The following is a 19,087-nucleotide window of genomic DNA, read 5'->3' on the forward strand; positions in this document are numbered from 1 at the left end:
AGCCCACCCGCACTAGAAAAGCAGTGAAACGGAGACCGACGTGACCCAGCCGGATGAGACCCAGCCGCGCGCTGGCCTAAGGCGACGCATCGTCACCCCAGCCCCGCCCGCACCCGTCCCGGCCCCGCGCGCCAAGAAGCAGGCCCCGCCGGCCGAGGCATCTGCTGCCCCGGATCGTTCGCTGCTGACCACCAGCCCGAAGGGCGAGACCCTCACCCCGCCGGCGCCGGCGGAGACGGTGGCGGTGGGCGCGATGGGCGACGAGGGCTCCGAAGCCGCCACCCGCAGCGCCGTGGCCACGCTCGAGGCGACCCGCGGCCAGCGCACCGCGGCCGCCGCGGCAGGGGAGGGCGGCACCGGCGCCGAGGACAACGCGGAGGACGGCAACACCTCCAATGCCTCCGTCGTGCGCGCAACCGGCTCCATGGCGATTGCGACGCTGATCTCCCGCATCACCGGCTTCATCCGCACCGTGCTCATCGGCGCGGCGCTCGGCCCCGCGGTCGCCTCGGCGTTCAACACCGCGAACACGCTGCCGAACATCATCACCGAGATCGTGCTCGGATCAGTGCTCACCGCCCTCGTCGTGCCGGTGCTGGTGCGTGCGGAGAAGGAGGACCCGGACCGCGGCGAGCGCTTCGTGCGCCAGCTGTTCACGCTCACGCTCGCGCTGATGACGGTGGTGACGGTCCTCGCCGTCGCCGCGGCGCCGCTGCTGACCAGGTTGATCCTCGGCGGGGAGGGCAAGGTCAACCTCGTCCAGGCGACGTCGTTCGCCTACCTGCTGCTGCCGCAGATCTTCTTCTACGGCATGTTCTCCCTGTTCATGGCCATCCTGAACACCAAGGAGCACTTCCGGCCCGGCGCGTGGGCGCCGGTGGCCAACAACATCGTCTCCATCGCGGTGCTGTGCATGTACATGGCGCTGCCGGGAAGCCTGAACGCCGCAGCCCCGACGTCGGTTAGCAACCCGCACGTGCTGCTGCTCGGCCTGGGTACGACGGCCGGCGTGGTCGTGCAGTGCCTGATCATGCTGCCCGCACTGCGGAAGCTGGGTGTGAACCTGACGCCCCTGTGGGGGCTGGATGACCGCCTGAAGCAGTTCGGCGGCATGGCGCTGGCGATTATCACCTACGTGGCCATCAGCCAGGCGGGTTACTTCGTGACCACCCGCATCGCCTCACTGTCGTCTGAGGCGGCGCCGATTGTGTACCAGCAGCACTGGATGCTGCTGCAGGTGCCGTACGGCATCATCGGCGTGACGCTTTTGACCGCGATCATGCCGCGTTTGTCGCGCAACGCCGCCGACGGCGACGACGAAGCGGTGGTGCGCGACCTGACGCTGGGCACCAAGCTGACGTTCATCGCGCTGATCCCCATCATCGTGTTCATGACGGCGCTGGGCCCGGACATCGGCCACGCGCTCTTCGCCTACGGCGACTTCGACGCGGAGACCTCGCGCAACCTCGGCCTGACCATCAGCTTCGCAGCATTCACGCTCATCCCGTACGCGCTGGTGATGCTGCACCTGCGCGTGTTCTACGCGCGCGAGGAGGCGTGGACGCCCACGTTCATCATCGCCGGCATCACCGCCACCAAGATCGTGCTGTCCTACTTGGCGCCGATGGTTGCGGACCGCCCAGAGCACGTGGTGGTGCTCCTCGGCGCGGCGAACGGCTTCGGCTTCATCGCCGGCGCGCTCATCGGCGCGTTCCTGCTGCGCCGCAAGCTGGGCACGCTGCAGATGTGGACCATCCTGCACACCTCCGCGTGGGCGTTCGGCGCGGGACTGGCCGGCATCGGCGCGGTGTTCCTCAGCCGCTGGCTGGTGCGGGACGTAGCCGGCGTGGACATGGCCGAGTTCCTCGGCAACGCGGTGAACATGCCGTCCGTCGGCCTGCTCATCGAAGTGATGCTGCTGGGCATCATCTTCGTGGTGGTCACCGGCATTGTGCTCGCCCAATCCAAGCTCCCCGAGGTGCAGAACCTCGGCCGGGCGCTCGCCCGCATCCCGGGTCTGGGCCGCTTCATCACGCCGGACGAGGACCGCGCCATCGACACCGGTGAGGTGGACCCGCGCGACGTGTCCACCCAGTTCCTGGTTTCCGACACGTTCAACGCCTCCCCGGTGCCGCCGCCGATGTCCGCCGGTGTGGTCCGCGGCCCCAGGCTGGTGCCCGGCGCGAGCGTGTCCGACGGCCGCTTCCGCCTCATCCGGGACCACGGCGCCACCACCGGCGCTCGCTTCTGGCAGGCCCGCGAGGTGGCCACCGGCCGCCCGGTGGCGCTGACGTTCGTGGATACGTCCGGCGCTTCCCCGATGGCGCCGGCCAGCCCGCGCGAGGCGGCGATCGACGCCGCCGGCGTGGCGCACCGCACGAAGCAGCTGGCGGCGCTGAAGCACCCGGCGATCGCCGAGAACATCGAGGTGCTGTCCTACCGCACCGGCGCCCTGGTGGTGGCGGACTGGATCGAGGGCACCTCGGTGAAGGCGGTTGCCGAAAGCGGCCAGACGCTGCACACCGAGGCGGTGGCGAACGCGCTGGCGCCGCTCGCCGGCGCGCTCGTGGCGGCCCGCACCGCGGACGTGCCGCTGGGCCTGGACAACCGCCAGCGGCTGCGCATCGACACTGACGGCCGCGTGCGCCTCGCGTTCCCGGCGGTCCTGCCGAAGTCCTCCCCGCATGGCGACGCGAAGGCGTTCGCCGCGGCCCTTGCGCTGCTCACGGCCAACGTGAACTCCAACGCGCTGGATGAGCTAACCCGCAACACTCGCGCGCTGGTGGAGGCCGACGCGATTGACACGCAGGACTTCCGCGACATTCAACTGGCGCTGCGCCGGGAGGCGAACCTGCCGGGCACCGTCACCGACGTGGCCACGGACGCCGCCGCCGAGCCCGCCGAGCTGGTCAACCTCGGCGACACCGCCGCCACCCCGGAGGCCGAGGCGGCGCAGGACCCGGAGGCGCTGCGCGGCGGCTTCGGCAGCCGACGCTACGGCCTGGTCACCCTCGCGCTGCTGTCCTTCGTGGCGGTGGTCGCTGTGATCATCATCGCGGCGCTGACCACGTACCTGGTGGGCGTGTTCTCCAGCGAGGACTCGGAGAGCCCGGTGAAGCCGGATTCCATCCAGAGCACCGAGAAGGCCACCGACCCGACCGCGCAGCAGCCAGGCCGCCTGCCCGTGATCATCGGCCCGCTGCAGGCCGAATCGGTGACCCTGGAGAACGAGGTGGGTGCAAACCCGGCCGCGCCGGCTGAGGGCAGTGTGGCAGACATTATCGACGGCGACGCCTCCACCACCTGGGCCACCCCGCGCGGCACCCTCGTGGTGCTGCGACCGACCCACGAGATGCCCGGCGGCTTCACCCTCGAGCACCTGCTCGTAGACACCGTCTCCGAAGGCGGGCCGTACAAGGTGTTCGGCTTGCCGGAGGGCCACACCGGCGGCGACGTCGGCGAGCTGACATCGCTTTCCGACGACATGCCGCTGCTCGCCGAGGGCACCTTCCACGGCGGCCAGAACAACATCGACGTGCAGGGCGAGAGCTTCACCAACATCAAGCTCGAAGCCGTGCTGCTGTACCTGCCGGCGCGCTCCGACGCCAAGGACGGCGTGGGCACCGCGACGCTGCGCGAGGTCTCGGTGATCGGCTTCACTGATCGTCGTTAAGCGAAAAAGCTCCTCAAGTGGCGTGCGATGCGCACTGAAATGCGCACGCGCGCCCTCCCCAACGGCCAGCCTGCCCGGCATAGTTGAACCCGTACGCATTCGAGGGGGATACCGGGGGAGACACCTATGCCGCACCGCACCGACACGCAGCTCGCGCACGACTACATTGCGGGCGATACCCGCGCCTTCAACGTGATTGTGCTGCGGCACCGCCAGCGCATGTACTACGTGGCCCGCAACTACGCGCGCAACGAGCACGACGCGCAAGACATCGTCCAAGATGCGCTCTTCCGCGCCTCGCGAAACATGCACACCTACCGCGGCGAGGCGAAGCTGAGCACCTGGCTCCACCGCACCGTGACCAACGCCGCGCTGGACCACCAGCGGCGCATGGCGCGCCGCGCGCCCGCGATCAGCTTCGACGACGGCGACGTGATGGGCCAGGAGAAGAACCGCTTCCTGGCGCACGACCCGACCGACACGCTCGAGCAATTCCTGGAGCTGCGCAAGGCCGTCGCCACCTTGCCCGCCGCACAGCGCAGGGCACTGCTGCTTATCGACGTCTACGGGCTGACCGTCGAGCGCGCCGCCGACCACCTCGGGGTGAAACCCGGCACGGTGAAATCCAGACGTCACCGCGCCCGGGAAACCGTGGCCGCGGCGCTCGCCGAGGTGGGTTAATCGGCGGAAATCGGGTCTGGCGCTAACCCAAGTAGACTGAAGCGCTATGACGAACCCCGGCTTTATCACCCTCGGCGCGACCCAGAACGAGGACGCCGCAGCAGCACCCGCCACCTCCAGCGATGAGGTACACGACCTGATCATCGTGGGCTCCGGCCCCTCCGGCTACACCGCCGCAATCTACGCCGCGCGCGCCGAGCTGAAGCCGCTGGTGTTCGAGGGCTACGAGTACGGCGGCGAGCTGATGAACACCACCGAGGTGGAGAACTTCCCCGGTTTCAAGCAAGGTGTGATGGGCCCGGACCTGATGGAGAACATGCGCGACCAGGCCGAGCGCTTCGGCGCCGATTTGCGTTCTGAGCTGGTTGATCGCGTCGACCTGTCCGGCGACGTGAAGAAGGTCTACGTCAACGACGAGGAGTACCGCGCGAAGGCCGTCATCCTGGCCACCGGCGCCGCGCCGCGCCACCTCGGCGTGCCGGGCGAGGTCGAGCTGACCGGCCACGGCGTGTCCACCTGCGCGACGTGCGACGGCTTCTTTTTCAAGGACCACCACATCGCTGTCGTCGGCGGCGGCGACTCCGCGATGGAGGAGGCCACCTTCCTGAGCAAGTTCGGCTCGAAGGTGACCATTATCAACCGCTCCCAGAACTTCCGCGCGTCCAAGATCATGCTGGAGCGCGCGCGTGCCAACGAAAAGATTGAGTTCCTCGAGGACACCATCGTCGAGTCCGTGATCGACGGCGGCGGCAAGGTCGCCGGCCTGAACGTGCTCAACGTGGTTACTGGCGAAAAGAGCGTGCTGGATGCGACCGCGATGTTCGTCGCCATCGGCCACGACCCGCGCTCCGGCTTCCTGGACGGCCAGGTCACGGTGGATGAAGGCGGCTACGTGGTTGTCGATGAACCCTCCACCCGCACCAGCGTTCCCGGCGTGTTTGCCTGCGGCGACCTGGTGGACAAGACCTACCGCCAGGCCATCACCGCGGCCGGTTCCGGCTGCCGCGCCGCGCTCGACGCGCAGCACTACCTCGCCGCGCTGGACGCCGGCGATAACTAGAGTGTGGGTATTCACCACAACGTCAACAACTGCGTATTAACGGAGGAATACATGACTGCCCCGATCGACGTCACCCAGACCACCTTCAAGTCCGAGGTCATCGAGTCCGATGTTCCGGTGCTGGTGGATTTTTGGGCGGAGTGGTGCGGCCCGTGCCGCAAGCTCGGCCCGATTCTGGACGAGATCGCAGCTGAGAAGGCAGGCGCCGTGAAAGTGGCCAAGGTCAACGTGGACAACGAGCGCGCCCTGGGGGCCATGTTCCAGGTCATGTCCATCCCGACGGTGCTGCTGTTCAAGGACGGCAAGCAGGTCGATGAATTCGTTGGCGTGCGCCCGAAGAGCGAGATTCTCAAGCGGGTGGAGGCCCAGCTCTAAACAAGCGGTCGTACACTAGCTCAGAGGACAGGTTGAGGTAGAAGGGAAGCGTGCACCGTGCGAGACACTCTTCGGGTCGGTGATTCCAGCGCGCGTGTGGCAGAGGTGCGCACGGCGCTCGCCCGCATCGGGATGCTCGACGGGTACGAGGGAAACATCGAGGACTTCAAGTCCCGGAGCTTCTCCAAACAGGAAATGCTTTTCGACGAACCTTTGGCCGACGCGCTGCGCTTCTTCCAGCAGTCCCGCGGCATCGTGCCGACGGGAGCGATCGACGACCTGACCCTGCGCGAACTGCGCGAGGCGTCCTACCGTCTGGGCGCCCGCGTGCTGAGCTACAACCCAGCACAGCAAATGGTCGGCGACGATGTCGGCGAGCTGCAGAATCAACTGCACGAACTGGGCTTTTACCAGAGCCGGGTGGACGGCCGCTTCGGTCCGGACACCCACCAAGCGCTGGCGAACTTCCAGCTCGACACCGGCCTCGAGGACGACGGCGTCTGTGGCCCGGATACGCTGCGCGCGCTGAGCCTGCTGGGCCGCCGCATCACCGGCGGTTCCGCCGCGAACATCCGCGAGCGAGAGAACGTGCGCCAGGCAGGGCCGAACCTCTCCGGCAAGCGCGTGGTAATCGACCCCGCCCTGGGCGGCAAAGACCGGGGCGAGCAGGTCAACGGCCGCTACGGTGAGATCGACGAGGAAGCAATCCTGTGGGATCTGGCCCAGCGCATCGAGGGCCGCATGGTTGCAGCCGGCATGGAGACCATCATCTCGCGCCCGCGCGGCGACAACCCCTCGGTAAAATCGCGCGCCGATCTGGCGAACAGCTTCGGCGCCGACCTGGTCATTTCCCTCAAGCTCGACCGCTACGCGAACGAGAAAGCCAACGGCGTGGCCACCTTCTACTTCGGCTCCGAAAACGGGTCCTCCTCCCTGGCCGGCGAGACGCTCTCCGGCTACATCCAGCGCGAGATCGCCGCCCGAACCGACCTGCAGAACTGCCACAACCACGGCCGCACCTGGGAGATGCTGCGCATGACGCAGATGCCCACCGTCGAGGTGGTGGCAGGGTACGTGACCAACCCGACCGACGTCGCGGTGCTCACCGACCCGAAGCAACGCGACGCGATTGCCGAGGCCATCGTCGTGGCCGTCAAGCGCCTCTACCTGCTGGAAATGGACGACCAGCCGACCGGCACCTACAGCTTCACTGACCTGCTGCGCGAAGAACTGGCGTAACTCAGACGCTGTAGCGCGTGGTGCGGGTCTCGCCCGTGCGGGTGACAATCCCGGCATCCACGAGTTTCCGCAGTGCCCGGTACGCTTGCTGCGTGCTCAACCCCGCGGCTTTCGCGACATCGCTGCTGGCTAGTTCGGTTTCCGCCGTGCGGAGCGCCTCGAGTGCCTTCGTCTCGTTCTCGGAGAGATCGGCGTGCGGTTCCGCTGGGGGCAAGCTCGCATTTCCCCAGGGCAGTGAAGCGACGACGCCGTGCTCGTGGGAGCCGTCGAAACGCACGGCAGTGCCCGGCAGCCCCGCGCCGGCGCCTTGGGTGAGGCTGGTGTGGGCGATGGCGGTGGTGAGGTAGAGCGAGCGCGGCGCGTACGTGGACGCGCCGGCTGCTGCCGCGCCCAGGTCCACGCCGCGCGGTGCCGCACCCGGGCTTGCCACCCTGGCGCCATCCTGATCGAGCGCCACGTGCACCGGACCGGGGAGGAAATAGTCGCGGTGGAGGAGGGCGTTGATGACCAGCGGAAACGCAGCACCGAAGAGCTCGGCGTTGCGGTGGAGCTCCCCCAGCATCAGCGCGAGCGGGGCACTGCTGCGCCAGGTGCGCGGCGCTTCCCGACGATCCGCCACAACCACCTGGTGGTAGGGCAGGTGCCGTCGCACCGCGTCTGCCGTGCCGAACAGCGCGATCGCGCCGAGAGCCACCGGTTCCGCAGAGTCATCAAGGAAACCGAGCGTGCGCACCAGGCTCGCATCGTCCAGGTTTCGCAAGCGCGGATCGGTGCACAGCTGGCGATACGCGTCGATGGCCTCGGGGTCCAAGTCGTCGGCGGAAGGGCCTGCGGCGGGGGTGAGGGCCCAATCGACGCCGTGCGCGTCGCGGTAGCGGGTGAAAAGGTACGCCGGCTCCATGCCGACGCACTCGGCGATGCCTTGGGAGTTCAACCGTCGCGTGCGGTACACGCCCCACGTGGTGCCCACCGGCGTTGGCTGGGCGGCAACGGTGATGGCGACGACCTCTCGGCCGTCGATGTCGACCACGGCCACCTCCACGGGAAGACCGGGGGAGGTATAGCGGTAGACTACGGAGGCGAGCAAGGCCGGGTCGGTCCGATCCCCGTGGAATGGGTGGCATCCGCTCACGGTGCCGTCACGATCCACACCGACGAGCAGGGTCCCGCCCTCCGCGTTGGCGAGGCACGCCATGGTTTCAATCACACGGCGCTCGTTGATGTACGCGGCGGAGACGCGGCGCGCGAACACGACCGAAAGCCCCTCACCGGCTGCAAGTAGGTGCCGCACAACCATTCCATCCATACACGTGAGTGTAACTGATTGATTGGATGGAATCCGACCGATGTAATTAACGGGCGGAGTAATTAACGCGCCGGAATCTCTGCAAGTAGCTCGGCGATCTCGTGCGCAGTGAGAAGATCGAACTGCGGCGGTAGCGCCAGCCGCAGGCGGGGGATCACAAGGTGGTCTACGTGGACTTTGAATCCCGCGGACTCCAGGATTGAAATTTCAGTCAACCCGATTGCGGGGGCCTGCTCGGCCAGCTCCCGGCACGCAGCGGAAGTGCCTTCGGTAGGGATGTCGTCGCGGAGACCGAATACCTCGAGCGCCGCCACACCCGCCGCGGTTGCGGCGCCGATGACGGAATCGAGCAACACCGATTCCCAGCCGCGGCGGCGCACCGCGGCGTCGATGTGCAGGCTGGTCACCAGCCACGCATCGGCGCTTACCGGAGCGGTGGGCATGCGGACAGCTCCGGGCGCGTCGGCGGCGGGGCAGAACAGCACGGTGGCCAGCGCGCGGGAGCCTTCGCCGACATCGTCGACCGCGCCGTCGACGATAGAAAAGCCGATCGGGTCCTGGCGGTAGGCGAGTGCCACCATCCAGGCTTCTTTGTCGATCTCTGGGTTCGTCTCGTCGACACCGGTGGTCAGCGGGTCGAACTCCCAGAACACTCCGGATGCGGTGCGGGGGTGCAGGTGGCCGAGCTCCCCGGCGCGCAGCGCAACCACGTGGGCGTGCGCGTCGCGGCGCGGGTTCGCGTCCCGGTGCGCGGCCACGGCCCGGGCTACCCCTCGCCCTCGATGAGAGCCATGATGCGCTCGAAGTCGTCGCGGTCGCCGAACTCGACCACGATCTTGCCCTTGCGCTTGCCCATAGTCACGGACACCTTTGTATCCCAGACATCGGAAAGTCGCTCTGCGGCGGAGCTCAAAAACTCGGGTTGGGGTTTGGGCTCGCGCGTCGGCTTCTCGGGTGCAGCCCCGTTCTTATTTAGTAACGTGACGGCCTCTTCGGTCGCGCGGACGGACATGCCCTCGGCGACGATCCGGTCTGCGAGGTGTTGCTGCGCCGACTCGGTGGCGTCGCCAAGCTTGATGCCCAGCAGCGCGCGGGCGTGGCCGGCGGAGAGCACGCCGGCTGCGACGCGGCGCTGCACCGGCACCGGCAGGCCTAGCAGGCGGATCGCGTTGGTGATGGCGGGGCGGGAGCGGCCGAGACGATCTGCCAGCTGCTCCTGGGTCACGCCGAACTCCTCGAGCAGCTGCTGATACGCGGCAGCCTCTTCGAGCGGGTTGAGCTGGACGCGGTGGATGTTCTCCAGAAGCGCGTCGCGCAGCATGTCCTCGTCGGAGGTCTCGCGCACGATTGCCGGGATGTGCTTCAACCCCGCCTTGGACGCGGCGCGCCAGCGGCGCTCACCCATGATGAGCTCGAAGCCGTCGCGGGTATCGCGTACGACGATGGGCTGCAGCAGGCCGAACTCACGGATCGAGTGGACCAGCTCTTGGAGCTCGTCCTCGTCGAAGACCTGGCGCGGCTGCTTCGGGTTGGGGATGATCTGGCCGAGCGGAATCTCCTGGTAGCGGGCACCCACCGGCACCGGCTGCATCACGTTCTCGCGGGTGGCGGCAACAGTGGGCGCGCCGGTGACCGTCGGGGCGCCCGCTACTTTGCGGGGCGCACCGGCAACCTGCGGCGCACCCTTCGGCGCGCGCGGCTTCGGATCGCGATCGCGGTGGTCGCCGCTGGGTCGCTTCTCGCTATCGTCGTCACGCTTCGCCCCGAAGATCACATCGGAAGCGCCGCCGCCGATGCCGCCGGTCTTGCCGGAGGAATCCATCTCCGCCGGCGCGGAAGGGATCAGCGCCGCGAGTCCGCGGCCGAGGCCGCCCTTGCGATCCTGTGCCATGGTTTCTACTCCTCGTTCCTCTCGGCGCCGTCCAAGTCGGCGTACACCTCGGGGCTCACACCGATCGGGCCGGTGGTGGGGTGCGGCTGGTAATCGCCGCGCTCCGCCAACTCGCGGGCGGCGTCGAAGTACGCGAGCGCGCCGCGGGACGAAGGATCGTACTCAATCACGGTCTGGCCGTACCCCGGTGCCTCGGACACCTTGACCGAGCGCGGAATCACGTTTTTCAGCACCACCTCGCCGAACTGGCTGCGCACCTCGGAGGCAACCTCGGAGGCGAGCTTGGTGCGGGCGTCATACATCGTCAGCAGCACGCCGGAAATGTGCAGGTTGTGGTTCAGGTGCTCGCGGATCATGCCGATGTTGCCCAACAGCTGGCCCACGCCCTCCAGCGCGTAGTACTCGCATTGAATCGGAATCAGCACCTCGTCGACGGCGTTCATCGCGTTGATGGTGAGCAGGCCCAGCGACGGCGGGCAGTCCACAAACACGTAGTCGAAGCCGTGTTCCTGAAGGAAACCCCGGCGAATCGCGTCGTGCAGGCGGTACTCGCGGCGCACCATGGAGACCAGCTCGATCTCCGCGCCGGCGAGGTCAATCGTCGCCGGGATGCAGTAGAGATCCGGGTTGTCCGGGTTCACCTGCATCGCGTCGGCCGGCTCCGCGTGGCCGATCAGCACCTCGTAGCTGCTCACCGTGCCGGAGGTGTGCTCAGCACCGAGCGCCGTCGAGGCGTTGCCCTGCGGATCCAGGTCAATCACCAGCACGCGCATCCCCTGGCGCGCAAGCGAGGCGGCCATGTTCACGCTGGTCGTCGTCTTGCCCACGCCGCCCTTCTGGTTGGCGACGGTGATCACACGCGGCTCATCCGGCTTCTTCAGCATCTACTTCCTCACAATCCGGATCAGCGTCGTCGGCTGCGCAAGCACGCCCACGCCAGCCTGGAAAATTTCCGCGTCCACACCCCCGGCCGCAGCGATCTCCTTCGCGTCGCGCTGGAGCTCTTCGCTTACCGACGCCCCCTTCATCGCCACCATGGCACCACCCCGGCGCACTAGCGGCAGCGACCACCCGGCGAGCTTGCCCAACGGGGCGACCGCGCGAGACGTCACCGCGTCGAAGGTGCCCTTCTGCTGCTCCTCCGCGCGGCCCCGGACCACCGTCACATTGTCCAGGCCGAGCTCTTCCTTGACCTCCTTGAGGTAGGTGGAGCGCTTCAGCAGCGGCTCGATGAGCGTGACCTTCAGGTCCGGGCGCGCAATCGCCAGCGGCACGCCCGGCAGGCCCGCGCCGGAACCGATATCGGCGACAGAGAGTCCCTCATCGAAGGCTTCCGCGATCACCGCGCAGTTGAGCACGTGGCGGTCCCACAGCCTGTCCACTTCTTTCGGGCCGATGAACCCGCGCTCGGCAGCGGTGGTGGCGAGGGAATCGCGGTAGGCCTGCGCCAGCTCGAGGCGCTCGCCGAACACCTCCCGGGCGGTGGCTGGAACCTGCTCTGACACGGCTGTGCACTCCTTCAAGCTGGGGATTTCCTCGCGGCGATTGGGCACCGCGAGAGCTACATCCCGATGTTAGTAAACCCGGCCGTTAAAGCACGAACACCCCGCACAGCCGGACGGCTGGTACGGGGTGTGCTGTACGACGTAGAGAGGAACGTCGCACCGTTAAATCGAAAAGCTACTTGCCCTGCTTGCGCTGCTTTTTCGTGCGCTTGTCCACGGTGCGGGCGCCGACGACCGGTGCCGAAGCGCGCTTCGCCTCGATCTTGGCGGCCTCCTCCTCGGCCTCTTCCTTGTCCATCTTGTCGTAGACGATCTTGGTCTGGAAGAAGGTCCAGATGTTGTTGGACAGCATGTAGACCAGAAGGCCGATGTGCCACATGAAGCCGGTGGCCACGATCATGATCGGCATGATCCACAGCATCATGTTGTTCATCATGCCCATCTGGGCTTCCATCATCTTCGCCTGCTCACCCTGCGGGGCGGCGACCTTGCCGGACGCGCGGCGCTCGTTCTGGCGGTTGATGGAAATGCGGGCGTTGAGGTGGATCATCACCGCACACAGCAGGACAAACGGCAGGCAGACCGCGATGATGTGGCCGCGGGTGAGGTCCACGCCGGTGAACGCAGCCCACGCCTCTTCCGGCATGGACATGTAGGCCGAGAGCGGCACGCCGAAGAAGGTGGCGTCCAGGAAGGACTGCACGTCCGACGGCGGGAAGGCGTAGTTGGCGATGTTGCGGTTCTCTTCAATCGACAACCCCGGCTGGTTCGGGCCGGCGGTGCGGTTGAACGAGCGCAGCACGTGGAACAGGCCCAGGAAGATCGGCATCTGCACCAACGGCACGATGCAGGAGGCGAGCGGGTTGGTGCCCATCTCCTTGTAGAGCTTCTGGGTCTCCTGGGCCATCTTCTGCTGGTCGTTCTTGTACTTATCGCGGATCTCCTGCATCCGCGGCTGCATCTCCTGCATGCGGCGCATGGAGCGCATCTGGTTCACCATGGGGCGGACCAGGAAGATACGGACGGTACACGTCAGCAGCACAATCGCCAGCACCCAGGAGATGCCGGAGGTCTTGGGGAGGATGAGCCCGACTGCCTCGTGCCAGAACCTGAGCACCCAGGAAATCGGCCAGTAGACGAAATTCAGCACTTTGCGGTGTTACTCCTCATCTTGTGGTTCAGCCGCTTCCATACTCCCCGGCACCGGGTCATAGCCGCCGGGGTGCCACGGCCCGCACTTGCACACGCGCGCAGCGGCCATGAGCCCTCCGCGCACCGCGCCGTGCCTGGCCACCGCCTCGAGCGCGTAGGCGCTGCACACCGGCATGAAACGACAGGTCCCACCCATCTTAAGGGGGGAAAGGTACTTTTGGTAACCGCGCACCAGCCCCACCATCGCCTTTGCGGCCGGGCCTTGGGCGGGCGGGATCTCGGCACCGAGGAAGTTGTAGTACGCCATTGCTACTTCTTCGTCTTCCTGAGCGCCTTATTCAACGCGTGCAGGTAGTCCCGCTCAAGCTCCGCGCTGGTTGCGGCCGCCGCCGCCGGCAGGGCCCGCACGACAACATCGTGCTGGGGCGAGAGCGTATCGACGTTCGCCCGCAGCACCTCGCGAAGTTTCCGCGACACTGCGTGCCGCGTGACGGCGTTGCCGACCTGCTTGGACACAACAAGTCCGAAGCGCGGCCCGCCCCGGGTGACCGGCGGGTCCTCCTGGGCCGGGTCGTGCGCGTGAACATGAACCATTAACGTGCGAGACCCCGCCCGCGAGCCGCGCCTCATGGTGCGCCGGAAGTCGGCGGACGAGGCGAGCTTGTGCGGACGGGGTAGCACGTAGTTGCTCCTGGTTTGGTGGAGCGAGGCGCGGTGGCGCAGCTTATGCGCTGAGCTTTGCGCGGCCCTTCTTGCGGCGTGCAGAGACGATCGCGCGGCCGGCGCGGGTGCTCATGCGGTGGCGGAAGCCGTGCTTACGGGAACGACGGCGGTTGTTCGGCTGGTAGGTCCGCTTGGACACTTCAGGCTCCTTAGACGAGTGTTGCGAACGGCCAGCGGGCAGATGCGGCGCAGCCGCTTCCGCCCTCCCGGGAAAACGGCCGTCCCAGGTGTGGAAAGTTGATGTGAGATTGCGGAGTGGTGTTCGCATGCACCGCCCCGCTGACTCGCCTCGCGCCGTACGTTGGCGCCGGGGCGGCCCGGTCCACTGCGTGGGTGGTGCTCTCAAGCACACCAGTTGGCACTGATGTGACAGACCATGACAGATTACGTGAGGCCAACCGCCCTCGACAAATCGTTGAGAGATTTTCGGTCGCGCCGCTCACTGAGGGTGGGGGACTGGTACCCCCGGAATTACAACACTGTGCTTTTGCGCAGGTGGGGCGACGAAACGCCGACGCGTGCTGGGTCAAAGGAACCCAGTCTGGTGACACGTCAAAACCTGTGTTCGAACGGCGCAGTTATCCACAGGGGTGCGCACAGGAGTTTTCTAGACACCGCGAGGCCAGACGCGGTAACAATTGTTTCATCACGCAAATTCACAACAGCTCGGTTCACCGGCCTGTGGATAACTGTGAAGTAGTAGTTGAGACTTTGGGGTGGAACGGCAGTATCCGCGCAGCTCAGAGAGTTATCGGCGATTAGTTCACTTTGTCCACAGTTTCCCACACCCCTGTGGATAACTTTTCACGTGAGAATTTTCACACCTGTGGATAACTCTGTGGAATGACAGGTAAGAGGCCGTCACGGCGGCAGCGAAACTGTGGATCGGCTGTCAGATAGTTTGTAGTTTTAACGGAAGGGAGCACCTGTGGCGGACCCGCAGCTCGAGGCGCTCTGGCGAGACATTGTCACGGAGATCCTGCAGCTCTCGGAGCGGCCGAATTCCTCCGTGCCAACCCTCACCCACCAGCAGCGCGCCTACCTGCAGCTGGTTAAGCCGGTCGCGCTCGTCGACGGCTATGCCATCCTCTCCACCCCGCACGCCGCGGCGAAGACGGTGGTGGAAGAGTCCCTCGCCCCGCACATCGCGGTGCTGTTGCAGGCACACCTGGGCCAGCCGTGCACGTTGGCGGTCTCGATTGCAGCACCGGAAATGGCGCCGCCGCCTGCGCAGCCGCCAGCGGCTGAGGCGCCCGCCGCGGAACCGGACGAGGCTCCCGCGGACCAGCAGGTGCTCGACTGGAGCACGACGCAGTCGCCGCACATGCGCTCCACCACCGCCGCGACCACCGGCTTCCCGGTCAGCGGGGATCAAATCCCGATGGGCCTAGACGAGTTGGCGGCGATGCACGCGCGGCAAACACACGCTCACCCGACGGTGCCGCAGCGCATCCCCCGCGAGAAACCGGCGCACGACCCGGACCGCGAGGCGAGCCTGAACCCGAAGTACACCTTCGAGAACTTCGTCATCGGTTCCTCGAACCGCTTCGCCAACGGCGCCGCCGTGGCAGTGGCGGAGAACCCTGCCCGCGCCTACAACCCGCTGTTCATCTGGGGCGGCTCGGGCCTGGGCAAGACCCACTTGCTGCACGCGGCCGGCAACTACGCGCGCGTGCTGCAGCCGGGGCTGCGCATCAAGTACGTATCCTCGGAGGAATTCACCAACGATTACATCAACTCGGTGCGCGATGACCGGCAGGAATCCTTCAAGCGTCGCTACCGCAACCTGGACATCCTCATGGTGGATGACATCCAGTTCCTCGAGGGCAAGGAAGGTACGCAGGAGGAGTTCTTCCACACCTTCAACGCGCTGCACCAGCAGAACAAGCAGATCATCCTGAGCTCGGACCGACCGCCGAAGCAGCTGACCACGCTGGAGGACCGCCTGCGCACCCGTTTCGAGGGCGGGCTGATCACGGATATTCAGCCGCCAGACCTGGAGACGCGCATCGCGATTCTGCTGAAGAAGGCTGCCGCGGACGGCACGCAGGTGGATCACGCGGTGTTGGAACTCATCGCGTCCCAATTCGAGTCCTCGATCCGCGAACTCGAGGGCGCGCTCATCCGCGTCTCGGCGTACTCCTCGCTGATCAACGAGCCGATCACGATGGAGGTGGCGCAGGTCGCGCTGCGCGACATCCTCCCGGACGAGTCGGACGTGAACATCACCGGCGCCGCGATCATGGAGTCCGCCGCCGAATACTTCCGCGTGTCGCTCGACCAGCTCACCGGCTCCGGCAAGACGCGCAACGTGGCGCACGCGCGCCAGATCGCGATGTACCTCTGCCGCGAGCTCACGGACCTGTCGCTGCCGAAGATCGGCGACGAATTCGGCGGCAAAGACCACACGACGGTCATGTACGCGGATCGCAAGATCCGCAAGGAGATGACGGAGAACCGCGGCACGTACGACGAGATCCAGGAGCTCACCCAATTGATCAAGAACCGCGCGAGGACCCGCTAGGAACTTTTCGCTTTCCGACGTTTGCCAAGGTGGCGCCCACATTCTGGGCGCCACCTTTTTGTTCTCCACAGAGTTATCCACATCTGTGTAATTACGCGTGTGTAGTTCGATGAGATGAGTCACAAATGAGCGTCGGCAAGCGAAAGTGCCCGGTGGGGACAACTCGGGCGCCGGCTGTGGACGCGCGGGGGAGAACTGCGGTGCAATTGTGGGATTCTGCGCGGCGGAAAAAGTTATCCACAATGAGGGCTGGTTATCCACAAGTTATCCACAGCCCGAATCACACGGCGACTCGCCGAGGTGAGCACCGCCGACAGTGCGCTTTCCACAGATTCCACAACACCTACTGTTGTTACCGGCTTTATTACTTGTAATTCCTCCGGAGAAACAGGGTGTGTGCACAACTCGGCCAGCGGCGCACCGAGCGCGGTGCCGAGCGCTGCGGGGTGCTGGAAACCGGGCGGCGAAGGCGTTAGAGAAACCGGGCCAGTTTGCCTAGAGTGAGAGAGGTCAAATTCCAAGAATCGTTGAGCGAGGAGCAGCGCGCGCCATGGCAGACAGCATCGGTGACAACGCCGTGTCATTCCGTGTCCACAAAGAGGACCTGGCCGACGCGGTCGCATGGGTCGCGCGCAGCCTGCCCACCAAGAACACCCAGCCCATCCTGCGTGCGGTGGTGATCACCGCGGACGACAACGGCTTGGAATTCGCCGGCTTTGACTACGAAGTGTCCACCCGCGTGCGCATCGGCGCCGAGGTGGACCAGCCGGGCCGCATCGCTGTGGCCGGCAAGCTGCTCGCCGACATCGTCGCCGTGATGCCGAACAAGCCGGTCGAGGTCTCTGTCGAGGGGTCGACGCTGAGGCTGCGCGGCGGTTCCGCCAAGTTCGATCTGCCGCTGATGAGCCTCGACGACTACCCGCAGCTGCCGACGCTGCCCGAGGTGACCGGCCGGATCTCGCCTTCCGCCTTCAACGGCGCCGTCACCCAGGTCGCCTCCGCCGCGGGCCGGGACGACACGCTGCCGATGCTCACCGGCATCCACATGGAGATCTTCGGCAACCACCTGAAACTCACCGCCACCGACCGTTTCCGCCTGGCGCTGCGCACCCTGGAGTGGGAGCCGGCCGTAGATGACGTGCAGGCGAAGCTGCTCATCCCGGCGAAGACGCTGCTGGATAACGCCCGCACGCTGGATACGCACATCGACGAGCCGGTGGAGATCGCGGTCGGCGGCTCCGGCAACGTCGGCGCCGAGGGCCTCTTCGGCCTGCACACCGGCAACCGCGAAACCACCACGCGCATGCTCGACGCGGACTTCCCGAACGTGGCGCCGCTGCTGCCGAAGGCGCACACCTCCATCGCGACGGTAGAGATCGCCCCGCTTTTGGAATCCATCAAGCGCGTCTCCCTCGTCGCGGACCGCAACGCGCAGATCCGGCTGCACTTCCGCGAGGGCGAGCTGGCGCTGTTCGCCTCAGGCGCCGATTCCGGCGAGGCCCAGGAGACCATCCCCGCGGCGTTCACCGGCGCGGATGAGCTCCTCATCGCCTTCAACGCCGGCTATCTGCGTGACGGCCTGGCCGTGATCGGCACCGAGCGCGTGCTCTTCGGCTTCACCGAGGCATCCCGCCCGGCGATCATGATCCCGGAGCCGGAGGAGCTGCCGGAGGCCAACGCGGACGGCACGTTCCCCACCCCGGAGACCCACTTCACGTACCTGCTCATGCCGGTGCGCCTGCCGGGCTAAACGGTGCCACGGCGTGTACGTCGCAGAGCTTGACCTGCGCGATTTCCGCTCCTGGCCCGAGCTGCACCTCGAGCTCGAACCCGGCGTCACCGTTTTCGCGGGCCGCAACGGCCACGGCAAGACCAACATCGTCGAGGCGGTGCACTACACCTCCGTGCTCGGCAGCCACAGGGTGTCGGGGGACGGGCCGCTGATACGGGCGTCGGCACGCAATGCGCGGATCTCCGCGACCACGGTGAACGAGGGGCGCGCGCTGACCACGCACCTGCTCATCAACGCCCAAGGTGCGAACCAGGCGCAGATAAATAGGACGCGGCTGAAGTCGCCGCGGGAGCTGCTCGGCGTGCTGCGCACCGTGATGTTCTCGCCGGAGGATCTGCGTCTGGTCAACGGCGAGCCGTCTGAGCGCCGCCGCTTCCTCGACGACCTCGCCGCGCTGCGCACCCCGCGCCTCGGCGGCGTGCGGGCGGATTACGAGAAGGTGCTGCGCCAGCGCAACGCGCTCTTGCGCACGTCGTCGATGGCGCTGCGCCGCGGCTACGCGGACGAGGCCGGGGCGAGCGCGCTGACCACGCTCGACGTGTGGGACGCGCAGCTCGCGGGCTACGGCGCGCAGCTCATCGCCGGCCGCCTCGCGCTCATCGATGCGCTTGCAGACCGCATCACCGAGTCCTACGCCGTCGTCGCACCCGAATCGCGGCCGGCATCGGTCCACGCGAAGACCACGCTCGACGCGGCGGTGCGAGAGCTCGGCGGCGAGTCCGTGCGCGACCCCGCAATCTTCGAGGCCGCCATGCTCACTGAGCTGGGCAGACGACGCCGCGAGGAGATCGACCGGGGCACCACGCTCGTCGGCCCGCACCGCGACGACCTGGTGCTCATGCTCGGCGAAACCCCCGCGAAGGGCTACGCCTCCCACGGCGAGACCTGGTCCTACGCGCTCGCGCTGCACCTCGCGGAATACGCCCTGCTTGCCGACGACGGTTCCGACCCCGTCCTCATCCTCGACGACGTCTTCGCCGAGCTCGACGCCAAGCGCCGCGAGCGCCTCGTCGGCGTGGCGGAGGCCGCGGAACAGGTCCTGATCACCGCCGCGGTCGGCGACGATCTGCCCGGCAACCTCGACGACGCCGTGAGCGCCCGCTACGCCGTGACCATGGAGGACGGGGTGAGCAGCGTTGAGCGATCTGGTGACTAACACCTTCGAA

The 19,087-nt window shown here is 66.8% G+C and carries 17 protein-coding genes; 8 read left to right on the forward strand and 9 right to left on the reverse strand.

Annotated features, from left to right (window positions below; all coding sequences use genetic code 11):
* Positions 1-40: 40 nt before the first annotated feature.
* The 5 genes from M5J20_RS09740 (at position 41) to M5J20_RS09760 (ending at position 7,028) form a co-directional block, all read left to right on the forward strand.
* The gene (locus M5J20_RS09740; RefSeq protein WP_253579087.1) at positions 41-3,673 is read left to right on the forward strand and encodes a murein biosynthesis integral membrane protein MurJ; all 3,633 of its coding nucleotides are present in this window, start codon (positions 41-43) and stop codon (positions 3,671-3,673) included.
* Positions 3,674-3,799: 126 nt separating this feature from the next.
* Positions 3,800-4,354 (forward strand): RNA polymerase sigma factor, encoded by a 555-nt coding sequence (locus M5J20_RS09745; protein ID WP_253579088.1) that lies wholly within the window; start codon positions 3,800-3,802, stop codon positions 4,352-4,354.
* 46 nt (positions 4,355-4,400) lie between these two features.
* On the forward strand, positions 4,401-5,414 hold the full coding sequence (trxB, locus tag M5J20_RS09750) for a thioredoxin-disulfide reductase (protein WP_253579090.1): 1,014 nt from the start codon (positions 4,401-4,403) through the stop codon (positions 5,412-5,414).
* A gap of 51 nt (positions 5,415-5,465) precedes the next feature.
* Complete coding sequence (trxA, locus tag M5J20_RS09755) at positions 5,466-5,789, forward strand: thioredoxin (protein WP_253579092.1); 324 nt, start codon at positions 5,466-5,468, stop codon at positions 5,787-5,789.
* 57 nt (positions 5,790-5,846) lie between these two features.
* Positions 5,847-7,028, forward strand: a complete 1,182-nt coding sequence (locus M5J20_RS09760) for an N-acetylmuramoyl-L-alanine amidase (protein ID WP_253579094.1) — start codon at positions 5,847-5,849, stop codon at positions 7,026-7,028.
* Between the two features lies 1 nt (position 7,029).
* Here M5J20_RS09760 and M5J20_RS09765 read toward each other — a convergent pair whose 3' ends face one another.
* From M5J20_RS09765 to rpmH, 9 genes are all read right to left on the reverse strand, one after another.
* Positions 7,030-8,334, reverse strand: a complete 1,305-nt coding sequence (locus M5J20_RS09765) for an RNA-binding domain-containing protein (protein WP_253579096.1) — start codon at positions 8,332-8,334, stop codon at positions 7,030-7,032.
* Positions 8,335-8,396: 62 nt separating this feature from the next.
* Positions 8,397-9,092: a hypothetical protein gene (locus M5J20_RS09770; protein ID WP_253579098.1), complete on the reverse strand. Its 696-nt coding sequence runs from the start codon at positions 9,090-9,092 to the stop codon at positions 8,397-8,399.
* An 8-nt stretch (positions 9,093-9,100) separates the two neighbouring features.
* Complete coding sequence (locus M5J20_RS09775) at positions 9,101-10,225, reverse strand: ParB/RepB/Spo0J family partition protein (protein WP_253579100.1); 1,125 nt, start codon at positions 10,223-10,225, stop codon at positions 9,101-9,103.
* Between the two features lie 5 nt (positions 10,226-10,230).
* Positions 10,231-11,109: a ParA family protein gene (locus tag M5J20_RS09780; protein ID WP_253579102.1), complete on the reverse strand. Its 879-nt coding sequence runs from the start codon at positions 11,107-11,109 to the stop codon at positions 10,231-10,233.
* Positions 11,110-11,730 carry a 16S rRNA (guanine(527)-N(7))-methyltransferase RsmG gene (rsmG, locus tag M5J20_RS09785; RefSeq protein WP_253579105.1) on the reverse strand — a complete coding sequence of 207 codons (621 nt, stop codon included), beginning with the start codon at positions 11,728-11,730 and terminating at the stop codon, positions 11,110-11,112. It lies immediately after the preceding gene.
* Positions 11,731-11,905: 175 nt separating this feature from the next.
* Complete coding sequence (yidC, locus tag M5J20_RS09790; RefSeq protein ID WP_253579107.1) at positions 11,906-12,880, reverse strand: membrane protein insertase YidC; 975 nt, start codon at positions 12,878-12,880, stop codon at positions 11,906-11,908.
* 9 nt (positions 12,881-12,889) lie between these two features.
* Entirely contained in the window at positions 12,890-13,189 is a 300-nt protein-coding gene (yidD, locus tag M5J20_RS09795; protein ID WP_253579109.1) for a membrane protein insertion efficiency factor YidD, read from the reverse strand.
* 2 nt (positions 13,190-13,191) lie between these two features.
* The gene (gene rnpA, locus M5J20_RS09800; RefSeq protein WP_253579111.1) at positions 13,192-13,563 is read right to left on the reverse strand and encodes a ribonuclease P protein component; all 372 of its coding nucleotides are present in this window, start codon (positions 13,561-13,563) and stop codon (positions 13,192-13,194) included.
* 43 nt (positions 13,564-13,606) lie between these two features.
* Positions 13,607-13,744: a 50S ribosomal protein L34 gene (gene rpmH / locus M5J20_RS09805; protein ID WP_234947890.1), complete on the reverse strand. Its 138-nt coding sequence runs from the start codon at positions 13,742-13,744 to the stop codon at positions 13,607-13,609.
* Between the two features lie 789 nt (positions 13,745-14,533).
* Here rpmH and dnaA point away from each other — a divergent pair.
* From dnaA to recF, 3 genes are all read left to right on the forward strand, one after another.
* On the forward strand, positions 14,534-16,129 hold the full coding sequence (dnaA, locus tag M5J20_RS09810; protein WP_253579113.1) for a chromosomal replication initiator protein DnaA: 1,596 nt from the start codon (positions 14,534-14,536) through the stop codon (positions 16,127-16,129).
* 550 nt (positions 16,130-16,679) lie between these two features.
* Positions 16,680-17,879, forward strand: coding sequence for a DNA polymerase III subunit beta (dnaN, locus tag M5J20_RS09815; RefSeq protein ID WP_253579115.1), 1,200 nt, complete (start codon positions 16,680-16,682; stop codon positions 17,877-17,879).
* Between the two features lie 13 nt (positions 17,880-17,892).
* Positions 17,893-19,077, forward strand: a complete 1,185-nt coding sequence (recF, locus tag M5J20_RS09820) for a DNA replication/repair protein RecF (RefSeq protein WP_253579117.1) — start codon at positions 17,893-17,895, stop codon at positions 19,075-19,077.
* Positions 19,078-19,087 lie beyond the last annotated feature (10 nt).

The organism is Corynebacterium stercoris (assembly GCF_024160105.1).
Taxonomy (GTDB): Bacteria; Actinomycetota; Actinomycetes; order Mycobacteriales; family Mycobacteriaceae; genus Corynebacterium; species Corynebacterium stercoris.

Excerpts from the sequence above, each read along its gene's own strand:
- M5J20_RS09775 (WP_253579100.1), bottom strand. The coding sequence starts at position 10,225 with ATGGCACAGGATCGCAAGGGCGGCCTCGGCCGCGGACTCGCGGCGCTG.
- trxA (WP_253579092.1), top strand. The coding sequence starts at position 5,466 with ATGACTGCCCCGATCGACGTCACCCAGACCACCTTCAAGTCCGAGGTC.
- M5J20_RS09745 (WP_253579088.1), top strand. The coding sequence starts at position 3,800 with ATGCCGCACCGCACCGACACGCAGCTCGCGCACGACTACATTGCGGGC.
- M5J20_RS09765 (WP_253579096.1), bottom strand. The coding sequence starts at position 8,334 with ATGGATGGAATGGTTGTGCGGCACCTACTTGCAGCCGGTGAGGGGCTT.
- yidD (WP_253579109.1), bottom strand. The coding sequence starts at position 13,189 with ATGGCGTACTACAACTTCCTCGGTGCCGAGATCCCGCCCGCCCAAGGC.
- dnaN (WP_253579115.1), top strand. The coding sequence starts at position 16,680 with ATGGCAGACAGCATCGGTGACAACGCCGTGTCATTCCGTGTCCACAAA.
- trxB (WP_253579090.1), top strand. The coding sequence starts at position 4,401 with ATGACGAACCCCGGCTTTATCACCCTCGGCGCGACCCAGAACGAGGAC.
- M5J20_RS09780 (WP_253579102.1), bottom strand. The coding sequence starts at position 11,109 with ATGCTGAAGAAGCCGGATGAGCCGCGTGTGATCACCGTCGCCAACCAG.